The 22,645-nt window shown below is 63.9% G+C and carries 9 protein-coding genes and 3 pseudogenes; 5 read left to right on the top strand and 7 right to left on the bottom strand.

Annotation, left to right across the window (positions count from 1 at the left end; translation table 11 throughout):
- Positions 1 to 465: 465 nt before the first annotated feature.
- Together XdyCFBP7245_RS03550 and XdyCFBP7245_RS03545 are read left to right on the top strand one after the other, a co-directional pair.
- On the top strand, positions 466 to 984 hold the full coding sequence (locus tag XdyCFBP7245_RS03550; protein WP_104614409.1) for a cupin domain-containing protein: 519 nt from the start codon (positions 466 to 468) through the stop codon (positions 982 to 984).
- Positions 984 to 1,901: pseudogene (locus tag XdyCFBP7245_RS03545) on the top strand (SMP-30/gluconolactonase/LRE family protein). Before XdyCFBP7245_RS03550 ends, XdyCFBP7245_RS03545 begins: the two are co-directional and overlap by 1 nt.
- 222 nt (positions 1,902 to 2,123) lie before the next feature.
- On the opposite strand, the pseudogene XdyCFBP7245_RS03540 reads toward XdyCFBP7245_RS03545, so the two are convergent.
- The 5 genes and pseudogenes from XdyCFBP7245_RS03540 to XdyCFBP7245_RS03520 all read right to left on the bottom strand — a co-directional run.
- A pseudogene (locus XdyCFBP7245_RS03540) lies at positions 2,124 to 3,911 on the bottom strand (hypothetical protein); the annotation flags it as partial.
- A gap of 281 nt (positions 3,912 to 4,192) precedes the next feature.
- A pseudogene (locus tag XdyCFBP7245_RS24875) lies at positions 4,193 to 4,559 on the bottom strand (hypothetical protein); the annotation flags it as partial.
- A 473-nt stretch (positions 4,560 to 5,032) separates the two neighbouring features.
- The gene (locus XdyCFBP7245_RS03535; protein WP_170068486.1) at positions 5,033 to 7,210 is read right to left on the bottom strand and encodes a translocation/assembly module TamB domain-containing protein; all 2,178 of its coding nucleotides are present in this window, start codon (positions 7,208 to 7,210) and stop codon (positions 5,033 to 5,035) included.
- A gap of 1,269 nt (positions 7,211 to 8,479) precedes the next feature.
- A complete protein-coding gene (locus XdyCFBP7245_RS03525) occupies positions 8,480 to 9,553 on the bottom strand; it encodes a 3-deoxy-7-phosphoheptulonate synthase (protein ID WP_104614406.1) in 1,074 nt (357 codons plus the stop codon).
- Between the two features lie 444 nt (positions 9,554 to 9,997).
- Positions 9,998 to 12,811 carry a TonB-dependent receptor plug domain-containing protein gene (locus XdyCFBP7245_RS03520; protein ID WP_170068484.1) on the bottom strand — a complete coding sequence of 938 codons (2,814 nt, stop codon included), beginning with the start codon at positions 12,809 to 12,811 and terminating at the stop codon, positions 9,998 to 10,000.
- 653 nt (positions 12,812 to 13,464) lie between these two features.
- Here XdyCFBP7245_RS03520 and xopX (XdyCFBP7245_RS03515) point away from each other — a divergent pair.
- Entirely contained in the window at positions 13,465 to 15,483 is a 2,019-nt protein-coding gene (xopX, locus tag XdyCFBP7245_RS03515; protein WP_104614453.1) for a XopX family type III secretion system effector, read from the top strand.
- A 206-nt stretch (positions 15,484 to 15,689) separates the two neighbouring features.
- Positions 15,690 to 17,882 carry a XopX family type III secretion system effector gene (xopX, locus tag XdyCFBP7245_RS03510; RefSeq protein ID WP_244907754.1) on the top strand — a complete coding sequence of 731 codons (2,193 nt, stop codon included), beginning with the start codon at positions 15,690 to 15,692 and terminating at the stop codon, positions 17,880 to 17,882.
- Between the two features lie 228 nt (positions 17,883 to 18,110).
- Here the strand turns inward: xopX (XdyCFBP7245_RS03510) and XdyCFBP7245_RS03505 are convergent, their stop codons facing one another.
- Both XdyCFBP7245_RS03505 and XdyCFBP7245_RS03500 read right to left on the bottom strand, forming a co-directional pair.
- A complete protein-coding gene (locus XdyCFBP7245_RS03505) occupies positions 18,111 to 20,354 on the bottom strand; it encodes a beta-glucosidase (protein WP_211287634.1) in 2,244 nt (747 codons plus the stop codon).
- A gap of 333 nt (positions 20,355 to 20,687) precedes the next feature.
- Positions 20,688 to 21,614, bottom strand: coding sequence for an alpha/beta hydrolase (locus XdyCFBP7245_RS03500; protein WP_104614404.1), 927 nt, complete (start codon positions 21,612 to 21,614; stop codon positions 20,688 to 20,690).
- 112 nt (positions 21,615 to 21,726) lie between these two features.
- Between XdyCFBP7245_RS03500 and XdyCFBP7245_RS03495 the strand changes: the two genes are divergently transcribed.
- Complete coding sequence (locus XdyCFBP7245_RS03495) at positions 21,727 to 22,644, top strand: LysR family transcriptional regulator (protein WP_104614403.1); 918 nt, start codon at positions 21,727 to 21,729, stop codon at positions 22,642 to 22,644.
- Position 22,645: the final 1 nt, after the last annotated feature.

Below are 22,645 nucleotides of genomic sequence, written 5' to 3'. Positions count from 1 at the left end.
TGTAGGCGCGCGCTCCCTTGCCCGGCAACCGCATGCAGCTGTCGCTCTCGCCTGCACGCTGCGCGATGCAGGCCAAGCGCAGCGAGATGCCGGCACACCGCGCTGTCGATCAAGCACGCGACCGGGGCTACGCCGTGCCTGGGCACCGAAACATACAGGCCGCATCGCAGGCGCAGCGTCGATTCGACCTTGAAGCGCAGCACACCGATGTCAGCGATGAACTCGACACGCTCGGGCAAGCACCAGACCAAGCGTCGACACGGTCAGCGCGAGGGCTGCAGGCTGCAGCGCGTCGACGAACGCTCACTCCATACAACGCGGGTAGACAGACAGATATCGCACTCGGCCCAGCGATTGGAGCAGTCGCGGGTAACGCAGTCGCGCGATTTCCAAGCAGTGAACATTCTGCTGACGGAGCCCTGACGACGGCCGTGCTGCACTGCGGTTTTTGCACGAGGCTCCGCCATGTCCGCCACGCTGTTGCCCAACGCGCTGCTGCCGTCCCGGATTCCGCTGGACAACGACGGCACCGATCTGACCTCACCGCCCAGCCTGCCGTTCTTGCATCTGTGGACCGGGCCGGATGGCGCCAGCCGGCTCAACCTTTCGCAATTGCCGGGTTTCGGCAGCAAGAGCGTGGGCGGTGGGGCCGCGCCGCAGTGGCTGCGGCCGTTCCCGGGTGAGGTGCTCGGCATCCAGTTTGCGGTGTTGCCGGTGGGCTGGGTCGGCGATTGGCACGAGAGCCCGCATCCGCAGTGGGTGATTCCGCTGCGCGGCCGCTGGTTCATCGAAACCGGCGACGGCACGCGGGTGGAAATGGGCCCCGGCGATATCCATTTCGGCCAGGACCAGGGCACCACCGATGCGCGTGGTCACCGTTCCGGCCAGCTCGGCGATGCGCCGTGCTTTCAGATGCTGGTGCAGTTTGCGCAATCGCCCGGCGCGGCGGTGGCGCATCCGTTCGGTCACCAGGCGCCGCGTTGATGGACAGCCATTGCCGCGTGCGTCCGGCCGGGGCGCCACCGCCAACCGAGTGCGCACCGCCAAGCACGCAGCACCCCGCACTGGCCGCACGGCTGGGCAACGCGCGCCTGCACACGCTGTACGACCAGGCGACCTGGAGCGAAGGCCCGGTGTGGTGGGAGGCCCGGCGCACGCTGGTGTGGAGCGATGTGGTGGGCCGCCGCGTGCTCGGGTGGCGCGAGGATGGCGCGGTGGACGTATTGCTGGACGCCACCGCCTTCACCAACGGCAATGCGGTGGATGCGCAACAACGGCTGGTGCATTGCGAGCATGGCCGCCGCGCGATCACCCGCAGCGATGCAGCTGGACGTGCGCATCTGCTGGTCGGGCGTTTCGCCGGCAAGCGGCTGAATTCGCCCAACGATCTGATCGTGGCCGGCGACGGCGCGATCTGGTTCACCGACCCACCGTTCGGCCTGCTCAAGCCCAGCCAGGGCTGCCCCGGCCCGCAGGAACTGGACTATCACGGCGTCTACCGGCTACCGCCCGACGGCGGCGCGTTGCAGTGCATGGCCAGGCTGGATCACCCCAATGGGCTGGCGTTTTCGCCCGACGAGCGCGTGCTGTAAGTGTCGCAAACCCCGGAAACCGGCCCGGGCGAGCCGGAGATCACCAAACTCGACTGGCGCGATGGTGCACTGCACGATCCACGCCGCTTTGCAGTGGTGCCCCAAGGCCTGGCCGACGGCTTTTGCGTTGACCGGCAGGGCTGGGTATGGAGCAGTTCCGGCGCCGGCGTGTGCATCTTCGATCCGGAGGGGCACCTGCTGGGGCTGGTCCCGACCCCACACACCGCCTCCAACTGCAGCTTCGACCAGGAGCAGACGCGGCTGTTCATCACCGGCGGCAGCGCGCTGTGGATGCTGGAATTGCCGTAAATCCAGGGCCTTACGGTGCTGAACACGCTTGACTGGCCAAACGTCAGGCAATAAAAAAGCCCGCTTGCAGCGAACTGCCAGCGGGCTTTGCTCCCTCCCCCACGTCGGGATGCAGGATCATAGTGCGCGCCCCGAATCCGACTTGCACGCTGCACTGCAAAACAACACCAGACGGTACAGAACTGACCCAGTTCTCTTCACATAGCGCAGGCGGGCCGGGCGTCACCGGATGAGATCCGGCTGCGCCTGATACCACTCCGGCGCACGGCGCAGGTGCCACTCGGGGGTGTCGTTGCGCAGGCCGACGGCCGCACTCACGACACCCCAGCGCGCGAGCAGGCTGCCGGTGCGCTGGCTGCCTTGCAGACGCAAGCGCGCATCGACCTGGAAACGATCGTTGCGCGCCTGCAGTCGATCGACGATGACGGTATCGCCTTGCCAATGCACACGACCGGTCACCTGCGCCTGCCCTGCATCCACCAGGCGCAGCATCCAGCCGGGGATGGAGCGGTCGCGCGCGTACAGCGCCATCAAGAACGCCAGGTCGCGCATCTGGATGCGCACGCGTCCATCCACACCGATCGGCTGCCGCCATTGCATGCGCGTGTCGTCCAGCACGATGCGCGCCCACCAGCCATCGCGGCGCTGTCCGTCCGGACCGGTGAACCCGACATTGCGCAGCTGCACCGTGCTTGCATCGAGGCGAAAATTTTCTGCACGCAAATCGCCACGCTGCAGGCGCAGATCGGCATCCACATCGCCACGCAAGGCGAGCCCGGCAAACTGCAGGCGCGCCGCGCGTGCGCCGACACGCAAGCCGCCCTTGCCGATACGCCCGCCGGGCTCGATCTGCAGATCGCCGCTGAGCACACCGTTGCCGCCATCGAAGCGCAGCTGCTGTTGCGGCAGATAGCGGTTATACGCACGCAGATCCGGCACACGCGCATTGGCAAAGGTCAGATGCGCACGCGTGGCATCGCGCAAGCTGGTCAGGTTGCGTGCGTCGGCGCGCGTCTGCAGCTCCAGACGCAGATCGCGGCCTTGCACGAACGGACGCGCGAGTGCGTCGCTGTGCGCGATCGAAAACTGCTGCATCTGCAGTGCGAGCGCGGGCAACAGCTGGCCATTGGCATCGGCATCCACGCGCAGATCGGCGCTGGCCTGGCCATCGATCGCGTGCCCCATCACGCCGACATGCGCGCGCACATGCGGCACCTGCAGCCGGCTGCCCGCACCGAGCTGGCCACGCGCAATGCGCAGGTCCGCATCGACGAGGCCATCGCCTTCCAGGGTGAGCCAGTCGACATCCGGAAACAGTGCAGGAATCCAGCTGAGCGAAGCCAGCTGCCAATGCAGCCGTGCATGCCCGGAGGTGCGCGGCAGCAGGTCGCGCAGGGAGTGCAGCGGCAACTGCCGGCCCTGCACGCGCAGGTCGGCATCCAGCGTCAGCCCGGCATCGGCAGGCTCGGGCATGCTCACGGTCAGGCGCATGTTGTCGTCCACCTGCAATTGCGCTGCCAGCTCGCCCAACAACGCGGCAGGCGTGCGCGTGCTGTCGTGCAGCGGCGCACGCCAATGCAGCTGACTGCCCGGTTGCAACGCACCGCGCGTCCAGCGCAACTCGCCATCCGCACGCCCCTTGCCCGGCCGCGTGACCACCGTGTGGCGGCCCTGCGCGGTGCGGGTGACATCCAGCGCCGCAGTGTCGCCGTGCACGGCCACCAGCGCATCGGTCAGCTGCAGCAAGGCAAGCCCGCGCGCCTGGTCGGGCGCATGCCGCGCAATACTCGCTTCCATGCGCAGCTGCCCGTTGCGCAGCGCCTCGCTCTTGCCCCAGTGCACACGTGCGTTGTCGAACACGGCACGCGACGGAAACAATTCCATCGGCCCACCACGCAACTGCTTGAACAGACCGAGCTGCAGCTGGCCGTCGCCTTCGATCCGCAATTGATGCAGCGACAGCGCGTGTACCTGCGCGGCATCGATGCGGTCGAACTGCAGTGTCCAGGCGGGTGTGGCTGGCTTGGGGTTTGCGGGGACATTAGCGGCTGGCGGATTGTGTGCCCGATCTGATGGAGATGTTGCTGGTGGTGTCGGCTTCGCAGGTTCTGCGGGTGGCGTTGGTGTTGCTGTCGAAAGCGCTGCTGTCGCGCGCGTGGCGTTCGCTGCGGCTTCTTCGGGTGTACCGGTCGCGGATGCATTCGATGTTGCGTCCATCGTCGTGGTTGCTGTGGGCGCACCCACCGCGTTGGCAACGGGAGCTGCGCCCACGGCATCCGCTACGGACGGTACCGACTGCAGGCCGGCACGCACACCCTGCACATGCAGTTCCGGCACCAGCAGTTGCCGATGCAGCAAGGGCAATATCCGGATCTGTCCGCTCATGCGCTGCGCGCTGACGCTCCAGCGGTTGCGTACTGAGCTGCCGTGCAGATCGACATCCCACAACATCATCCGTCCCGGCCACCAGGTCAGCCCAGGGCCCCACTGCATGGCGAAGGTGTCCGGCTTGCGATTGAGCGCTGCCGGCCCGAGCGGCGTGTTGAGCAGCAGGTTGCCTAGCAGCAGGTAGCTGGCATACAGCGCGATCACTGCCGATAACGGCCAACGCAGCGCGCGAGGCACTGCGCGCCAGCGGGCGCGAACGGGCATCGTCATGACGGCAGGCTCCTTACAAGACCGCGCAGGCGGCGCCGCGCAGTGTGCCAAGCCGGCCGTGAGTGCGGTGCGTATCGGGCGACATTGCTGCGCATGCGCGTAGCGAAGGCGAAGCGATGACTGCCGCGCGGCATGGCGTTTGGTGTGGATGCTTCGCATCGAACGCTCGGCGCAATGCTCCATCAGGCGACCGGGTGATGCAACACGTTGCCGGCACCTAGCAGGCAGTCGTCAGGTGGATATGGACGGCACACAGCACATGCAGTGAACGAGTGGGCCGTGCCGAATCCGAGCACTGGCCGCGCTCGTCTGACGGCTTGGCAGTCGTTGTGTTAGCCGTTTTTAGCCGTTTGATGCATCCGCCGCGCTGCCTGCAACGCGCGCCGACACGGCATTGCACCGATGCATGCCTAACGCATCACTACGCCACGCCATCACGAACCATCAAGCACTGACTTCTGCTTGGATACCGGCTACTTATGCTTGGACACCGGCGGCAGCAAGCCCGGCTGTTTGTCGTACCACTCGCGCGCGCCGGCCAGATGCCATTGACGCTGCTTGCCATCGAGTTCGATGCCGGCGCCGAGCACGCCCCAACGCAGATACAGATTGCCGCGCCGCGTGTCGTCGTCCAGCGCCAGGCGCGCGCGCAACGAAAGCCGCGCGTTTTCCGCCTGCAGGTCGTCGACCGTCAGTTGCTGTTTGCGCCAACGCACGCGGCCGGTGGCATCAAGCTCGCCCGAATCCAGCAAGCCCACCACCCAGCGCGGATAGTCGGCTCGCTGCGCGAACACCGACAGCAGCGGCGCGGCATCGCGCATGCGCAGCGCCGCGTCGGCGTCCAGCTGGAACGGCGCACTGGCCTGGATGGTGCCGGCCCCGACCTGCAGCTCGCCCCACCAAGTAGCATCGGCAGCGTCCTCGCCCACGCGCATGTTGCGCAGACGCACGCGCGTCCCGCTGAGGTCGAAGAACTTGTTCTTGAAGTCGGCGCGTTGCAGCTGCGCCTGCAGTTCGGCATCGCCGCGCATTTGCACGCCGGCCAGCGCCAGATGCGCGCCCTGCCCGCGCAGATGCGCATGCCCGCTGCCGACATCGCCGGCTGCGTTAAGCGCGACATCGCCGGTCAGGCTGCCGCTGCCGCCGAGCAGACGCACGGCCTTACCGGAGAGATAGCGGTTGTAGACCGTCAGGTCGGGCACCTTCGCATCGCTAAAACGCAGCTGCGCCTTGAGCGTATCGCGCAGGCGCACCAGTTCCGCATCGCCATGCATGGCCAGCTGCAGGTCGCGGCCATCCAGCAGGACCTGCTTGGGCGCATCGCGTGGCGCGGCGCGGAACGTTGGAATGCTCACATCCAGATGCGCCTGCGGGGTGGCGGCATCGTCGATGCGGCCGCGCGCCCTGGCGATGCCGGTCAAACGCGTGTCGAACACCTGCGCCACCGCCTCCACACGTGGAATCTCCAGGCTGCTGCCGCTGGTCAGCCGACCTTGCGCCAGGCGTAGATCGGCTTCCACCAGGCCGCCGCCTTCCAGCTGAAACCACGGCTTACGCACAAATAGCTCGGCGATCCAGTTCAAGGATTCGAACTTCCAGCGCCCCTGCACCTGTCCCGATAGCCGCGGCAAGATCTGCGCCGGCTCCTGGAAGGGAATGCTACGCCCAGCAATGCGCAGATCGGCGTGCAGTTCGCTGCCGGTGTCTGCATCGCGCGGCAAACGCGCCTGCACGCGCATGTCCTGCGCCACGTCCAGCTGTAACGCCAACATGCCGCGGTCAGTCGCACCGACACCGGCCATCAACGGCAGCCGCCACACCGCATGGCTGCCCGGCTGCAGCGCGCCGCGGTCCAGCGTGATGTCAGCCTCCACGCGCGCGGCCGATGGCCCGCTGCGGATGTCCACGTGCGGGGCACCGGTATCGATCTTCAAGGCCACCGTACTGGCCTTCAACTGCAGGCGCGCATGGGTGATGCCGAGTTTGCGCAGACCAGGCGCTTCATCGCGGTAGTGACGCGGAAACTGAAACTGCGCATCCAATTGCGCGCCATTGAACACCTGCACGCCATCGAAGCTGACCACCGCATCGGTAAAGCCGGCCTCGGACGGAAACAGCTCCGATGGCCCACCCTTGAGCTGTTTCAGAAAGCCGACCGTGCCGTGGCCGTTGCCGGCGATCAGCAATTTGCCGAGCCGCGCGCTGCGGATGCTGTTGCTGCTGATCGCATCGAAGCGCAGCGTCCAGCCCTGGTCGCCGCGCGGCGGTGGCGGGATCGGCGTGTCGGAGGTTTCCACTTCCGCGCTCAGGCCGGTGGCATGCAGCCACGGCAGACGGACCTCACGCCGGAACAGCGGCAGCAGCGCGATGCGTGCATGCGCACGATCGGCATGCAACACATACACGGTGCGGTTGGCCTGCCCGCGCATGCGCACATTCCAGGCCATCACCTCGCCCGGGAACAGCGTCAGTGCCGGGCCGGTCTGCATGGTGAACTTGTGCGGCTGCCGGTTGGTCGTGGCATCGAACAACGGCGTGTTGAGAAACACATTGCCGGCCAACAGATACAGCGCGTACAGCGCCAACAGCACAAGCACTGCGAGCCGCCACGGCCGGGGCCAGCGCTGAAAGCGTTCGCGAAGAGAGGGCATGGGCGCAGGCAAAGACGAGTCGGCCACCACTATCGCGGGTGCGCCGACGGCGAGGCGTGAATGCTGAGCGCGCACGACACGATGGAGGCGCTGTCAGGTGGATGCTGGAATGCGCGCTGTCGCCTCTGCATGCGCGACACGCATCCAGGCGTCGACGCGGTGCGGCCGCGTTCGGCTGACGCCGGGCGCAGCGATTGCAGATGGCGGCCTCACTGGCAGCAGACGCCAGTGACCATTGCACCAAGGTCGCACGCAGCCAGATGCCAGCTGCGGCCATAATGGCGCTGCCCCGTTGCCGCGGTGCCCGCCATATCCGAGTAACGCGTCATGTACGCGCTGCTGCGCGACCGAAGGGTGTCTGCCGAGCGGCAGCCGCGCCGACCCAACCGGACCAGACCGTGGCGACGAGCGGCTTCATCGGCTCCGGCTATCCCAAGGCGGCGCCAATGGCGCTGGCGCAGCGCATCAAAGCGACGAACCTGCAGGGCAAGCAGTGGCCAATCTGCGCCTGTTCAGACCCAACCAGCACGCGCGCCAGTCGCTCGACCATTGCGTGTCCCCGCGCTATCGCAATGCACTGGAACACCAGGTGGCACGCGCCAATCACGATAGCGATGGCGCGCACACTCCGCATACGCTGACTGGAGTCATTGGTGCGGCGCCAGCGCTGACTCGACCCTGGCGACATGCTGGGCTGGACGTTGCGTGCATGCACAGGTTATTGGGTTGCGTGGTCATGCGTGCAGCGATGTACGCAAGTGAAGCACCGCCGCGGTACTGCTTAACTCTTTCGAAACTTCATGTCTGCCTGCGCCACGCAGCGACATGCGCAGGCCAAGCGCACGGGCGATAACGTCTCTACCCGCTCGCTGGCGGTGCAGAACGTCTCTCCCCCCTAGCCACCGCAGCGACGGGTCACCAGTGGGTGGTGTTGTTCAATCCGCCGGACCGGCTCCCTGCGCCGGTCCGGCGGTTTTCTTTGGCCGCCCGTGTGGTGCTTCAGGCGATGGATGGGTTTTTCCGCCGCACCATCGCCCCAAACCTCTCCCGCCAGCACGGCGGCTTTGGTTTTCTCGGACGAAAGACGCTTTCATCCTGTCGATGCGCGCTGCTTTCATCCTGTCCGAAGAAACGACGCTCTCGGCCTTCTCCCATCGGGAGAAGGTGGCGCATCGCGCCGGATGCGGGTCCGGGCGACACCTGATGCCGCATCCGCAAACCGACCAATCCGCAAGCTCAAAATCAGTCAACGAACGCGATGCCGCACGCTTACGCAGCCTCGGCAATCCGCCGCGCGCGCCGGGCGCGCACTGCAGTGGCCAGGCGATCCAGTACCTGCAACGACGTGTCCCAGTCCAGGCAGCCATCGGTGATGCTCTGGCCGTAGGTCAGCTCGCAACCTGCGACGAGTTCCTGGCGGCCGCCGACCAGATGGCTCTCGACCATCACGCCGACGATGCGCGTCTCGCCGCCTTCCAGCTGCCGCGCGATATCGTCGATCACCTTGGGCTGGTTGTCGGGATTCTTGCCGCTGTTGGCGTGGCTGGCGTCGATCATCAGCCGTGCCGGCAGACCGGAGGTGTTGAGCACCTGGCTGGCCGATTCGACACTGGCCGCATCGAAGTTGGGCACCTTGCCGCCGCGCAGGATCACATGGCAATCCGGATTGCCCGCCGTGGCTGCCACCGCGGTCTGGCCGTCCTTGGTCACGGCCAGGAAATGATGCGGATGCGAGGCCGCGCCCACCGCGTCCACCGCAATCTTGACGTCGCCACCGGTGCCGTTCTTGAACCCCACCGGACACGACAGGCCAGAGGCCATTTCGCGATGCACCTGGCTTTCGGTGGTGCGTGCGCCGATTGCGCCCCAGGCCACCAGGTCGGCGATGTATTGCGGCGAAATGATGTCGAGAAACTCCACACCGGCCGGCAATCCAAGGTTGTTGATGTCGCGCAGCAGGCCGCGCGCCACGCGCAACCCCTTGTTGATCTGGAAGCTGCCATCCAGGTCCGGATCGTTGATCAGGCCCTTCCAGCCGATGGTGGTGCGCGGCTTTTCGAAGTACACCCGCATCACGACCTCCAGCGCATCGCCGAACTGCTCGCGCAGTGGGCGCAGCCGGTGCGCGTACTCCATCGCCGCGACCGGGTCGTGGATCGAGCAGGGCCCGATCACCACCGCCAGGCGGTCGTCGCGCCCATGCAGGATCTCGTGCAGCGCGGCGCGCGAGTTGGTGACGGTTTCGGAGGCGCGCTCATCGCAGGGCAGCAGCGACAGCAGCTGCGAAGGCGGTGCGAGGGCTTCGATCTTGCGGATACGCAGGTCATCGGTTACGGGCGGCATAACAGTGTCTCGGGTCGGCGGTTGCATCGGGGAGCCAGGCGAGGCGGCAACAAAAAAGCCGCCAGTGTGCGCTGGCGGCTTTTCGGGAATGCTGCTGAAGTTTCCTTCAGGGTGAACGCACTCCTTCCTCCGCCAGCGGCATCGGAAAACCGTAGTACCAAAAATAAAACTGGCTGCGGGGTGCGTTCATGGGATGCATTGATACCACGCGTATTTGCGCGTTGCCACAGTTTCATCGGCAACGGAACGTTGCAGCGGTGCCCATGCAGGGTGCCTGCAAGCCGCATGTGCCGCGCCAGCCGCCACATCGCACGACAAGCTGGGCGAACCGATGCGTGGCATCGCCACGCGCGCGCTGGCAAGCCGGGATCGAGTACGGCTTGCCTCGACGATGCATCGCACGCCACGGCGCTGTGCCGTGGCGTGCGATGCGGCCGCCTTCACTCAAAACGTAAACACATACTCCGCTGCCACTTCGCGGCCGATCGGGTTGAACAAGGTGGTGTTGTAGAACCCGTAGCCGTAGAAGCGCTCCTTGTTTTCGTAGCCCACTTCGTTGAACACGTTGTTGACGTAGAAATTGACCTTGGCTTGGTCGGTGATCTTGTAGCCGGTACTGAGGTTCCAGTAGATCGCCGGGCCCACGCGGCCGAAGTAACGCTTGCTGCTCTCGCCCAGATGCACGTTGGCGGTGTCGGTGACCAGGCATTGGTCCGATGCACTGGGTTGGTAGCCATCGTCGAAGCGCGCGCAGGTGCCCCAGTTGACCGCACGCATCGAGCCGAGCCGGCGGAAGTACACCGTCCAGTCCCAGGCGCCGCCGTTGTCCCAATGCACGCTGCCGCGCACCCGGCTGCGCACCCGTTCGTCGCGGCGGTTTTCGTCGCTGTCGGTGCGGTAGATCTGTTCGCGATAGGCGATCAGGTTGTTATAATCCAGCGACAGCTGGAAGTTGCCCCAGCCCGCGGTGGCAAGGCGATATTTCAGCGATGCATCGATGCCGGAGGTTTCCATCTGCGCCAGGTTGATCGGGCCGCGCTCGATGCTGGCGATGGTGCCGTCGGCATTGCGCACCACCCGCGAGGTGATGGTGTCGCAATAGCCCGCACCGCCGGGATTGTTCCAGGCGCCGCCGCTGACGGTGGTGCCGGTGCGGCAGCCGGCTTCGGCCGACAGGATCTCGTCGCGGTCCAGATCCTTGATCATTTCCTCCAGCTGGATGCGGTAGTAATCCACGCTCAGCGACACCCCTTGCGCGATATCCCACACCACGCCACCGGTGAACGAGCGGCCGGTTTCCGAGCGTAGATCCGGGGTGCCGCGCCGATTCACATCCACGGTGTAGTAGATATCGTTGTTTTCGTCGTTGCAGCCGCCGGTGAGGTAGGCGCCTGAGGAAATGCAGCGGTATTGATCGATCACGGTCTGGTTGGTGGAGCTGGGTTCGCCGAGCACGTAGTGCATGTCCGGCGCGCGGAAGCTGGTGGCCAGCGTGCTACGCAACAACAGGCTCTCGACCGGGCGCCATTCCAACCCCGCACTCCAGGTGGTATCGCTTTGCGTGCCGACATCGGTGGCGATGGCGGCCGACGACCGGTAACTGCCATAGCGGTCGTAGCGACCGGCCACATTCGCGCTCAACGTGGACAGCAACGGGATCTGGAATTCCAGGCCGGCCGAGCTGCGCACGCGTTCGCCGCCGCCGCTATCGACCACATCCACCGGGTAGCACGCGTTGGCGCACGGGTCCGGCGACAGCTGATAGCCCTGCTTGGCCACTTCGGCCACGGTGGCGAAGCGGATCGGCCCGGCCCAGCCCTGCACCAGATCGCCGCTGAGGCTGAAACTGGCCTGATTCACCCAGGAATACGCGGCGTTGTGCGATTTGGCGACCAGGTCGTCGTACTGATCCGACGACAGCGGTGCGTACAGGCGCGCTTCGTTGATTGCATAGATGGGCGAGCCATCGGCCGCGGTACCGGTGGGGCTGCCGAGGAAGTATTCGGTGGCACGCGCGGTATCCACGGTGCGGATGTATTCGTCCACGGTGTAGCGCGAGCGGCCCAGGCTCAACTCCCAATCGAAACGGTCGGCCCAGACCCCGCGCAGGCCGGCGCTGAGATCCCACGATTGTTCCTTGTTGTAGTTGGCCAGCCGGTCCCAGCCGCCGGCTTCGCGCCGGGTGAGCTGACGGATCAGGTTCAACGAGCGCCCGGTGGCCGCGTCCTGGAATGGGCCCAGATACGCGTATGGCGGGTCGTAGGTCCAGCGCCCGATGCTGCGGTTGGCCGACAGCGTGGCCCAGGCCTCGGTGGCCTCGCCGAACTTCCAGGTGCCGTAGAGATACGCCGAATAATCTTCGCTGCCGGTGACCAGGCCCCAGTCGCCGTAATCGCGCGCCACGCCGCAATAGTTGCCGGCATTGGTGAGCGCGCCGCTGTTCTGGTCGTAGCTCAGCCGCTGCGCATCGACGAACTCGCCGCCGAAGCGCGCGCAGGTGCCCGCAGGCGGGGCGAGACGCTGGTTGGTGTTGGCATCGACCAGGCTCAGGCCAGTGAATGGATTGAAGCCGTACAGGCGGTTCTGGCCGGTCCAGTTGGAATAGGACATGTCGTCCGAATCGTCCATTTCCGGGCGATCGCGGCCGCTCAAGGGGTCGCGCCGCGTGGCCTGCAGGGCGTAGGTCACGCTCCAGTTTTCGCCGGTGCGCCCGCCCGCCCACGACACATCGAAACTGTCGCGCCCGCCTTCGGTGGCGGTGCCGCCACGCAGGCGCACCTGGTCGCCCTGGTAGTCGCGCTTGAGGATCACGTTGACCACGCCGGCCACCGCATCCGAGCCATAGATCGCCGAGGCGCCGCCGGTGAGGATCTCGATGCGCTCCACCGCCGCGGACGGGATATTGCTGTAGTTGGAAAAGTTGCTTTCGCCGCCGTAAGGCAGCGGGTAATCGGCGACGCGGTGGCCGTTGACCAGCAGCAGGGTGCGCCCCGGCCCCAGGTCGCGCAAATTGATCGGAGAGGCGTTGGGCGTGTGCGAGCCCCATTGCGTATCGGCTTCTACCGAGCCCTGCTGATTCATGCTGTTGAGCACGTCGTAGACGGTGGCGAAGCCTTCCTGCTGGATCTGCTGCGCGGAGATGGTGACCACCGGCTGCGCGCCTTCGACCTGCGCGCGCTTGATGCGCGAGCCGGTGACGCTGACCGCATCCAGGGTGGACGTGGCGCGCGGTGTGTCCGGCTCGGTTTGCTGGGCCATGAGCGGCGGCGCAGCGGCGGCCGTCAGTGCAAGGGACACGGAAATCGACAAGGCAAGACGATGACTGCGGCAGTTCATAAGATCCCCGGGAGAAGCCGGACGCGGCCGGCGTGGCAGTGCGCTGCAACGACGTCTGCCAGCGATGCATGCACCGCCGCCCCTTGTCCGATGGCCCCCCCGACCACGCGGCGCAAACGCCTGCCCAGCGACGCTAGAGCTGCGATGACATCGGTGTCAAGACCAGCCAAAATAATGTGATGCGCATCGTCATTTTGGCGACTTGGGCCGTCGTCGCGGCAGTTAACAAGGCGCGAGCGCACTCGACCGTGCGCTAGGGAACCTCTGAACAACTCGTGGCGTTGCGAGCGAACTCGGGATTTCGCCTGATCGCGGCGGTCGCTCATGCTGGAAATCAATGGATTGCGAGTGACGGAGACTGCCCCAGGTACTGATCGGAAGCTGGCGAAAGAGTTGTTCAGAGGTTCCCTAGTAGCAACATGCCGCGCGATCCTAAGTTGCCGTGGCCTTGTTCCAACGGTTCTTCCTTAAGTGCAGCATTTCGCATCGCGCTGTACAGGCCGGCATTCTTTTTTCGGATGATTCATGCGCGCCATAGATGGCGAGCTGACCATTTCCCCATCAAGGAAACCACCATGGAGATCAAGAAGCCGCCAGTTGCAGGACCCTTTTCTCTCGCTCCATCGCAAGACCTCCATACGGACTCCACACCCGTCGCAGACGGTGCCTCCCCCGCATCGCCGGTGCAGGCGCCGGTGAACCCCAACTTGTCGGCGCTCACTCCGCGCAGCCGTTCGAGCGCGTCCACCTCCAGCTCCATGCGCAGCTCTTCGCCGACTGGATCGCACGCCCCTGAAATGCAGCCGCATTCATCGGAACGCACCTCCGGCACATCCACTGCTGCAACACTGGCCGGACGCGCAAACGCTGCTTTGGCAAGCGGCGTTCGGCACGCCTCTGCTGCGGTATCTAGGGCCGCGTCTAATCTCTGGTCGCTCTCCGACCTGCGTACGATGCTGCAGATGCATGCGGGCGATCCGGCATTTCTGGCAGTTCTGAAAGGGGAGGATCCGGAACAACTGACGCCGCATACCTTGTCGTCCTGTCGCCAGCAAATCCAGGACCTCGGCGAACTCATCAACACTGCACAAGGGCTGAGTCCACATCAGCGCAAGCAGTTGCTGAGCGATATCAAGTCGGTGCAGAACGCATTGCAGCCGCTTGATCACGCCATGCCGGTCTCCTCGAGGGTGTTCAAATCGATCGCCAACCTGATCAATTTTTGGCCGATCGTGGTCCCTAGCCCCCTAATGGGCAAACAAGCAAAAACCTTCGCCTTCACGATGTCCACTGCCACCAAGGGTGTGCTGGCGATGTCGGCCTCGGCGTTGCGTCCCAGCGCCGACGGCCTGCCGTTTCCGTTCGCCGGCGGTCAACTAGGCCGCGACGCGAACGAAATGCATCTCTACAATGTACTGATAAATACGCTATTCCTCACCACCGAACTTCCGAAGAAATTCGGCAATCCAACGTTGCGCAAGGAAGCAGAAGCGGTCAGCCAAAACATAGGCTACGCCGCAGGCCTTTCGGTGAGCTTCACGGCGATAATGCTCACACCGTTCCTGTGGAGCAGTCTTAACAAACTCGGCAACAAGATGCTGGACAAAACGGCACGCCTGGGTGCGGCCGCAGCCGAGGCGGCGGGCCTGAACAACCAGGCGCAACAACTGCGTGCTCGCCTGACGCCTGCCAGCATCAATGACGCGCTGCGCTCTCAGCTGGAGGACATCCGGGGCCAACTGGACGCCTCCTGCGATTCCTTTCAGCAGGCGCGCTGCATCTTCGTCGGTCAGGACGGAGGGCGGGAACTCACCAGAACGGTGAATGCACAATGCACGCATCTGCTAGAAACGCTGGACACGTGCAGCAAACGGCTCGCCAGCGTGCTGCAGCTCGATGGCCACCAGCAGAGTGTGCCACGCGAAATGCGCAACCAAGATGTCGCCTCCAAGGTAGCATTGACGATATTGGCTACTGCGGTGACGGGCTCGACCATCTACCTGGTCCAACCGGATCGGTTAGGCACGATCAATCTGCTCAGCGACACATGCATCGTGACAGCGGTGATGGCGCAATCGACGTTGAACAAGCAGGCCACCAGGCAGGACGCGATGGACCGCTTCAAGGCCATGTGCGGCGGCAGTATGGTCATCGCTCTTGCACTGGGCGCAGAGAAATTGTCCAAGACGCTCACTGACAAGAGCCTGATCGAGTCCTCGCCCAACGCACAGTTCTATGCCGGTGCCATCATGTCGCTGATGGCGGTGACGATGCCGGGCCCGATCGCACGTGGCGCGGAGTTGGCGATGAATGTGGCTGGAAGCAGCCTGATGCGTCTATTCACCGGCCCCGACGGAACCGAGCTTGCGACACGGATGCCTTCCTCTTTTGAGGAAATGCAGGAGCAGATTCAGGCCACCGCCGAATATGTGGAAGGCCTCGACCCAGAGGATCTCGAAAGATACGCAGACATAGTCGGCGAGACCGTTGCGCAGGCGATTGACGCAGCCGCCACCCAAGCACATCCGCAGGTGCCTCGAAGAGGTGTGACCATCACCGAGATAGACGAAACTCCTGCCGCAGCGACGCATTAGCAGTCCTCGGTCGGTCAGCGACGCTGGCCGAGCGCGCTCCGATTAATTAAGTGCATCCAGGTTGCAGTCGATCCGTACCGCAGGCACGCAAGACAGCGTTGCAACGCAACATTTCACATCCGCAGCATGGGCCGACGGCGTGCATCCGGATCATGGTTCGCGCACCACGCGCTGTCTGCTCGCCCCTACATCGAGGACACCACGCTATGGAGATCAGAAACACCCCCGTCACCACACCGTCTTCCTCCGCCCCAGCCTCCGACCATCCCCCCAACGACGCAAACGACCCGGCAGCGCGCCCGTCCGCATCACCGGCAACCACCCCCATCGATCCAGCGCTGACTGCGCTGGCTCCGCTACAACGCACCAACACGCCGTCCCGCACCAGGCAGTCAGCGGCGCCCACCGACGCACCATCGCTGCGCGCGCGCGCGCAGTCGGCGCTGACCAGAGGCGCGCAGCAAGTGTCGGCAACGGCATCCAGCGCTGCGTCCAATCTCTGGTCGCTGGTAGACCTACGCAGCATGCTGCAGATACATGCCGACGATCCGGCCTTCTTGCGCGTGGTACGCAGCCTGGGTTCGGAGAGCGGCGGGCCCGCCAGCCTGGAGATGTGCCGCCAGTCCGTCTCGGAATTGCGCGACGTCGTGGCCGACCGCGAAAATGGACTGGAGAATCGTCTCCGACAGCAGTTACTCGGCGATATCAAGGCCGTGGAAGACGCGTTGCACCCGCTGGAACACGGCACACCTGCGCTCGGGCGCACGCTGAAGTCGCTGGCCAACCTGGTCAATCTGTGGCCATTGGCCGTACCGAGCCCGCTGCTCGGCAATCAGGCCAAGACCTTTGCCTACTCCATTGCCGCAGCGACCCGCGGTGTAATGACGCTGTCGGCATCGGCACTGCGGCCAACCGCCGATGGCTTGCCGTTTCCACTGATGGGAGGCCAGTTAGGGCGCGACGCCAACGAGATGCACCTGTACTCCATCCTGCTCAATGGCATGTTTCTCGGCACGGAACTGCCCAAGAAGTTCGGCAATCCGTCCACCCGGCATCAGGCCGAAGCGGTGGAAAATAACCTGGGATTTGCCGCAGCCGCATCGGCCGCCTGTGCCGCGCTGGTGCTCACGCCGTTCTTCTGGCACAGCATCAATGCGCTCGGCAATCGGCTGTATCAACGGGCCTCGCACATGGGGGCGAACCTGGCGCAACGCGCAGGCTTGCCAACACACGCCGAGCGGATGCGTACCGCCCTGACCCCCGGCCAGATCACCACGCAGCTGCGTACGCAGCTCGACGAGATCGGCCAGGCGATACTGTCCGGCAGAGACGCATTCCAACAGGCGCGCCGCGATTTCAGTGGCGAGGAAGACGGCGGCGAACTCACCCGCACGCTCAATGCGCAGTGCACGCACCTGCTGGAAACGCTGGATCGATGCAGCAAGCGATTGAGTGCGGCACTGCATGCCGATCAGGACCAACCGGCAGCGATTCCCCGCCAGATCGACAATCACGATTTCTCGTCCAAACTGACCTTGGCACTGCTGGGCGGGGGCGTGACCGGGCTGACCGTCTATCTGATCCAACCGGACCGGATCGGCACGGTCGACCTCATCGCCGACTCGATCGTGGTGACGACGGCGATGTTGCAGTCGACGTTCAATGCGAACGCCAATCGCCAGGATGCGATGGAGCGTTTCAAGGCCATGTGTTCCAGCAGCATGGTCATGGCACTGGCGCTTGGCGCGGAGAAGCTATCCAAGACCTTCGCCGACAAGAGCTTGATCGAAGCATCGTCCGCATCGCCGTATTACGCCGGCGCCATCATGTCGTTGATGGCGGTGACCATGCCAGGCCCGATGGCACGCGGCTCGGAATTGGCGATGAACTGGGGTGGACGCCAGATCACGCGGGGACGCCAGCAGATCATGCGGATGTTCAAGGGGCCAGACGGCACGCCACTGGCCACCGGTCTTCCCGGCACGCAACAGGAGCTGCAGGAAAGGACGCGCAGTACCTTGGCGTATTTCCTGAGTCTGAAGCAGGAGGATCAGCAGGCCTATGGGCAACTGGTCGCAGAGGCCGCGCTGCAGGCAGTTCAGGACGCCGGCGCAACAGCGCCGACCCGGCCAAGCAGCGTCGTCATCACCGAGATCGAGGAGGGCAGCGAGGGTGCCGAACCGCCGGTTGCGCCGACAGCGGCCGACGGCACTGCCGGGCCGTCGACAATCCAGACGGCCACTGCCGAGGTCAAAGGCGGGGTGGACGGCGCCACCGAGAGCGAGATCGACGACCACGCCGGTGGTTCCGCCACCCCCACGTCAACCGAGCACACGGTGGCGCCGGAGGCTGGGACCGACCCTCACGCCAGTGCCAGCAGTTCGTCTCCTGTGCACTGACCAGGCAAGATCGGCACGCGCCACCCATGCCACACCGCTGCTGCGATAACGCAAGAACCCCGCCTCGCGGCGGGGTTCTTGTTCAAACGGGCAACCGATGGGACTGGATCAGAAATCCATGCAGCCGATGCTACCCGTGCCAGCGCCGGCCGGCATTGCCAACTCGTCCTTCTTCGGCCTTAACCACGCGCCGTGCCATCTTCGATGGACGGAGTCACCCCACAGCTCTCACGCGCCACCACCAGAAGGCCTGACGGTGCGAGCGCCCACGTTCAACGACATAGACGTCCCCGGATCGGCTGCGTTGTCCGCCAAGCGAACGCTGTAGGTGCCTTCCGAAATCGCCCACCGACGCGCTGCGCTGTCGAACCTGGCGAAGAATCTTGGATCGATCGCAAGCTCCAACGTTTTGCTCTCGCCCGGCGCAAGCGCGACGCGCGCGAAGGCACCCAGCCGTTTTGGAAATTTAATCGCGCCCTCGCCCGCCACATACGCTCCGGCACGGTCGCCGCAATTGCTGACAACAAAGCGCGCGACAAACCTGCCACCTTCGTCACTCACGCGAAGGTCGTGGGTTTCAAAGCGCGTATACGACAACCCGTATCCGAACGGGAATAGCGGTGTTAGCGAGCGCGCGTCGAACCAGCGATACCCTACGTCCGCGCCCTCGACGTTGTAATCCATGCAGAAGATCTCGCCCTTGATCGGCTCCCCCGGATTGGACGTCGTGGTCGACGGATCTCGCTGCTCAGGATGCGGCAACTGTTCGACGCTCTGTGGGAACGTGATGGGCAGGCGCCCGGACGGGTTGACGCGGCCAAACAAGATGCCAGCGATGGCGTCTGCGCCGCCCAGGCCAGGATAGAACGCTGCGACCACGCCAACGACGTCGTCCAACCAGGGCATCGTGACCGGGCCACCTGAGATCAGCACGACCACGGTGTTTGCGTTGGCCTTGGCCACGGCAGTGATCAACGCATCCTGACCATCGGGCAAGGAGAGACCTTGGGCATCTTGACCTTCCGAACGCCATTCTTCGGCAACGACGATGACCGCATCGGCACCATGCGCCGCTGCGACGGCTGCGGCCGCGTCGTTCGCGCTCACATAAGCGACCTGCGCCGCGCAGGCTTCGGCCCTGATGGCGTTCAAGACCGAGCTGGGATGGTAGACCTTCTCCATCATCGTGCCCATGAACTCGAAGCCCGGCTTGGTCACGCTGCCGATCGGAGTGACGGCAGACGAGCCGCCCCCTGCCACGACGCCGATGTCCGCCTGCGTGCCGATGACGACGATGCGGTTAGCGCCCCTCGAAAGCGGCAGGACATCGGCCTGGTTCTTGAGCAATACGATGCCTTGCTCGGCAGACCGCTGCGCCAACAGGCGATGCGCGGCGTAGTCGATCGCGGCGCCTGGCTTGGGCGGATTATCGATAACGCCGACGGCAAAAAGGCTACGCAGCTGACGATGCACCATGTCGTCGATACGCGATTGGGGGACCAAGCCCTTGCTGACGGCGGTTCGCAGCGGTTCGGCGAAATAAGGCTCAGGGTCCAGGTTCGCTCCGGATTGAACGTCCAGCCCGGCAAGTGCGGCCTTCTCCACCGAGTGTGTCGCCCCCCAGTCGGACATCACCCAACCCGGATAGCCCCATTCCCCCTTCAATACGGTGTTGATGAGGTAGGTATTTTCGCTGGCCCACTCTCCGTTGACCAGGTTGTAGCCGGGCATCACCGCGCCCGGTTCGCCAATCTCAATCGCGATTTTGAATGCGAGCAGATCCGACTCGTGGAGCGCCTGATCGGCGATGTGCGAGTTCACCACCACGCGCCCGGTTTCTTGCGGGTTGAGCGCAAAGTGTTTGACAGTCGAAACCACGCCTTGCGACTGAATACCAGCAACGGAGTTGCCAGCGATCACACCAGTGAGCAGCGGGTCTTCGGAGACATATTCGAAGTTGCGTCCACCACGTGGCTCACGTACCAGATTCGCCCCGCCCGCCAACTGCACATTGAACCCTTTGGCCCTGGCTTCCTGCCCAACCATCGCGCCCGTTTCGCGCGCCATGATTGGATTAAAGGTCGCCCCCAGCAACAACGACGACGGCAGCGCTGTGGCGTTGTCGCCAGGACGCACATTGGCCAGATTGCCTACACCCAGGCTTGCATCGGTTTGCTGTTGCGCAGGAATGCCCAAACGCGGCACTGCCGGGTAGTAGGCCGCTGATCCGAGCGCACCTTCCGGCTTGTCACTGCCTGCAATCGGAATTGCCATTGGCCCGGACAACCATGCAAATTTCTCGTCCTCGGTCATCGCCTGAACCACCAGCCACGCGCGCACCTCTGCTGGCAGGCTTGCATCAGACCAAGGGAATTGCTGCGCGTCCGCAGCAGCCGATCGAGCATGGCCCTCACCGACAATGCGAGCGTTGTCCGTGTCTTTCGGCGTATCGCTGCGAGATGGGCTGTGCAAGACAGAACTCCTGAAAAGTTTCTGGAAAGATAAATGTTTGAAAGTGTGGAGGCGATGAAGCGCTGCGCTCGAATGGGTACGTCGCGCGAGCAGCGGATCGCTTGTCACCGAGGCGAAACTTTCGTGCTTGGTATTCGATGAAAAATCGATGACTCAGACATCGCATAACAGCGGATGGTGAAGATGATTGGCCACTCAGCGTCACGCCGGCTTGCCAGCAACCTCCTATCCAACGCCGCTGTGCGACCGGCTTTTTCGCCGATAGTAGTGTGTTCAAACAGCAGCATCAGTCGGTTGCAAGCCTGCCGCTTCTGTAAGGTCATCCCGACAGCGTCAGCTCGAGGTCTTTTCGAGCTGCGCATTCAAGAATCGCACTGAGCTTGCAAGTGCTTGGCGAGCCTCGGGAAGTGCGTTTGCAAAAAAGTGCCACGCATGGAACATGCCCGGCCAGACTTCAAGATCGACGCGGACACGGTTGTCGCCCAGATGCGTCGCCAGGCGCATCGCGTCGCTCAACATCAACTCGTTCTCGCCGATCTGAATCTGGATCGGTGGCAGGCCAGTGACATCGGCAAACACAGGAGATGCCATCGGATGATTCGGCAATGCATCGCCCAAGAAAGTGCGAGCCAAGAAGCGCAATCCCGCTCCGGTATTCAGCGGATCGAGTCCTTCGCGATTGGCGACCGATGCCCCGGTGTGCTCCAGATTTGCCCAAGGCGAAATCGCAGTGCCGGCTGCAGGAAGAGGCAAGCCTGCGTTGCGCGCTGCCACCATGACGGAAACCACCATCGCGCCACCAGCCGATTCGCCGGCGAACACGATTTTTTGCGCTGGGATGCCTAACGCAAGAAGTCCCTTGTAGGCCGCTAGCGTGTCGTCAATCGGCGTAGGAAAAGGATACTCGGGAGCAAGCCTGTAATCGGGCATGTAGACCCGTGCACCCAGCATCTGCGCGTAATTGCCGCCTATTCCGTGATATCCATCGGGCGCACCGACGATATAGGCCCCGCCGTGAATATAAAACAGGACGGCATCGGTGTTCTGCGTTGCCGGAGTCACCCGCGTGGCGGGCACGCCGTTCAGATCGATCTTCTCGAAACTCACGTCCGCTGGCGGCAGCTGCTTGGCCAGCATGGCGACGTAGCTGTCGCGAATGTCTTTCATCGTGAGTGTTTTATTTTCCCCTGTCACTACCGGGGCAAGCTCTGCCAGGCTCTGAGCCCACGCTTTGACGCTTGCCTTGACGTTCTTGTTCACAGAAGTTCCCTCAGTGGATCATTGGTTCTTGAAAACCGGTATGCCAAGATTAGGCGCACGATTGGGGAATGTGGTTCCCCACTGATCCGGTGATCAATCCCTAGAGGCCTCGATGGAACTCACGAACATCAACGACATTGTCGCGTTCGTTACGGTCGTTGACAGCGGCAATTACACGCTGGCCGCCAAACGTCTGGGGTTGACGCGCTCGGCCGTTGGCAAGCGCGTCGTTCGTCTGGAGGAAAGACTGGGGATGCGTCTGTTGAACCGGACGACCAGGAGCTTGAGCCTAACGGATGATGGGCACGTTCTGTATGCGAGAAGCGCTCTGATCCTTGAGGATCTGAAGGAAACAGAGACCGCGATGGCGCTGCGTTCGGAAGCTCCCTATGGCCGCCTCGCCATCAGTGTTCCTGTGACACTGGGAGTGAGGTATGTGCTTCCGCTAGTGGAGCAGTTCATCGACACCTGGCCAAACGTCGGCGCAGTTGTGCAGTATTCCGATCGCTTTGTGGATCTGATTGAAGATGGTATCGACATTGCAGTGCGCACCGGACCTGCACGCGAGGACTCTCGCATCTTCAGTCGAACCGTCACGCACCAACGCATGGTGGCGTGTGCATCGCCCAGTTACCTAGCGAAGCACAACGCGCCACAAACTCCATCCGACCTGGCTCAGCATCATTGCTGTTTCTTTCTAGACGAAGGACGCCCAAGACCATGGACGTTTCGAACTGAAAAAGGCGATGCATCCTTTTCGACTGCAAGCAGACTTGTCATGGACAGTGGGGAAGCCTTGCAACATGCAGCCTGCGCCGGGGTAGGCATTGCCCAACTTCCCGACTATCTCATCCGCGATGACCTCGCATTGGGAACATTGGTGAGGATCTTGGAAACATTCGAGCCCGCTCCGGAGCCCATCCGTGTCGTCTATCCGAGCAAGCGTCACCTGTCGCCCAAGATCCGTCGGTTTATCGACCTACTGAGCGACGCATGGAGCGCTGATCCACCGGGCGGAAACAGTCAGTGAG

The sequence above is a fragment of the Xanthomonas dyei genome (assembly GCF_002939865.1).
Taxonomy (GTDB): domain Bacteria; phylum Pseudomonadota; class Gammaproteobacteria; order Xanthomonadales; family Xanthomonadaceae; genus Xanthomonas; species Xanthomonas dyei.
This window is presented reverse-complemented; position numbering and strand designations above follow the sequence as displayed.

Coding starts and splice junctions, on each gene's coding strand:
- XdyCFBP7245_RS03550 (WP_104614409.1), top strand. CDS start 466: ATGTCCGCCACGCTGTTGCCCAACGCGCTGCTGCCGTCCCGGATTCCG.
- XdyCFBP7245_RS03535 (WP_170068486.1), bottom strand. CDS start 7,210: ATGCCCTCTCTTCGCGAACGCTTTCAGCGCTGGCCCCGGCCGTGGCGG.
- XdyCFBP7245_RS03525 (WP_104614406.1), bottom strand. CDS start 9,553: ATGCCGCCCGTAACCGATGACCTGCGTATCCGCAAGATCGAAGCCCTC.
- XdyCFBP7245_RS03520 (WP_170068484.1), bottom strand. CDS start 12,811: ATGGCCCAGCAAACCGAGCCGGACACACCGCGCGCCACGTCCACCCTG.
- xopX (WP_104614453.1), top strand. CDS start 13,465: ATGGAGATCAAGAAGCCGCCAGTTGCAGGACCCTTTTCTCTCGCTCCA.
- xopX (WP_244907754.1), top strand. CDS start 15,690: ATGGAGATCAGAAACACCCCCGTCACCACACCGTCTTCCTCCGCCCCA.
- XdyCFBP7245_RS03495 (WP_104614403.1), top strand. CDS start 21,727: ATGGAACTCACGAACATCAACGACATTGTCGCGTTCGTTACGGTCGTT.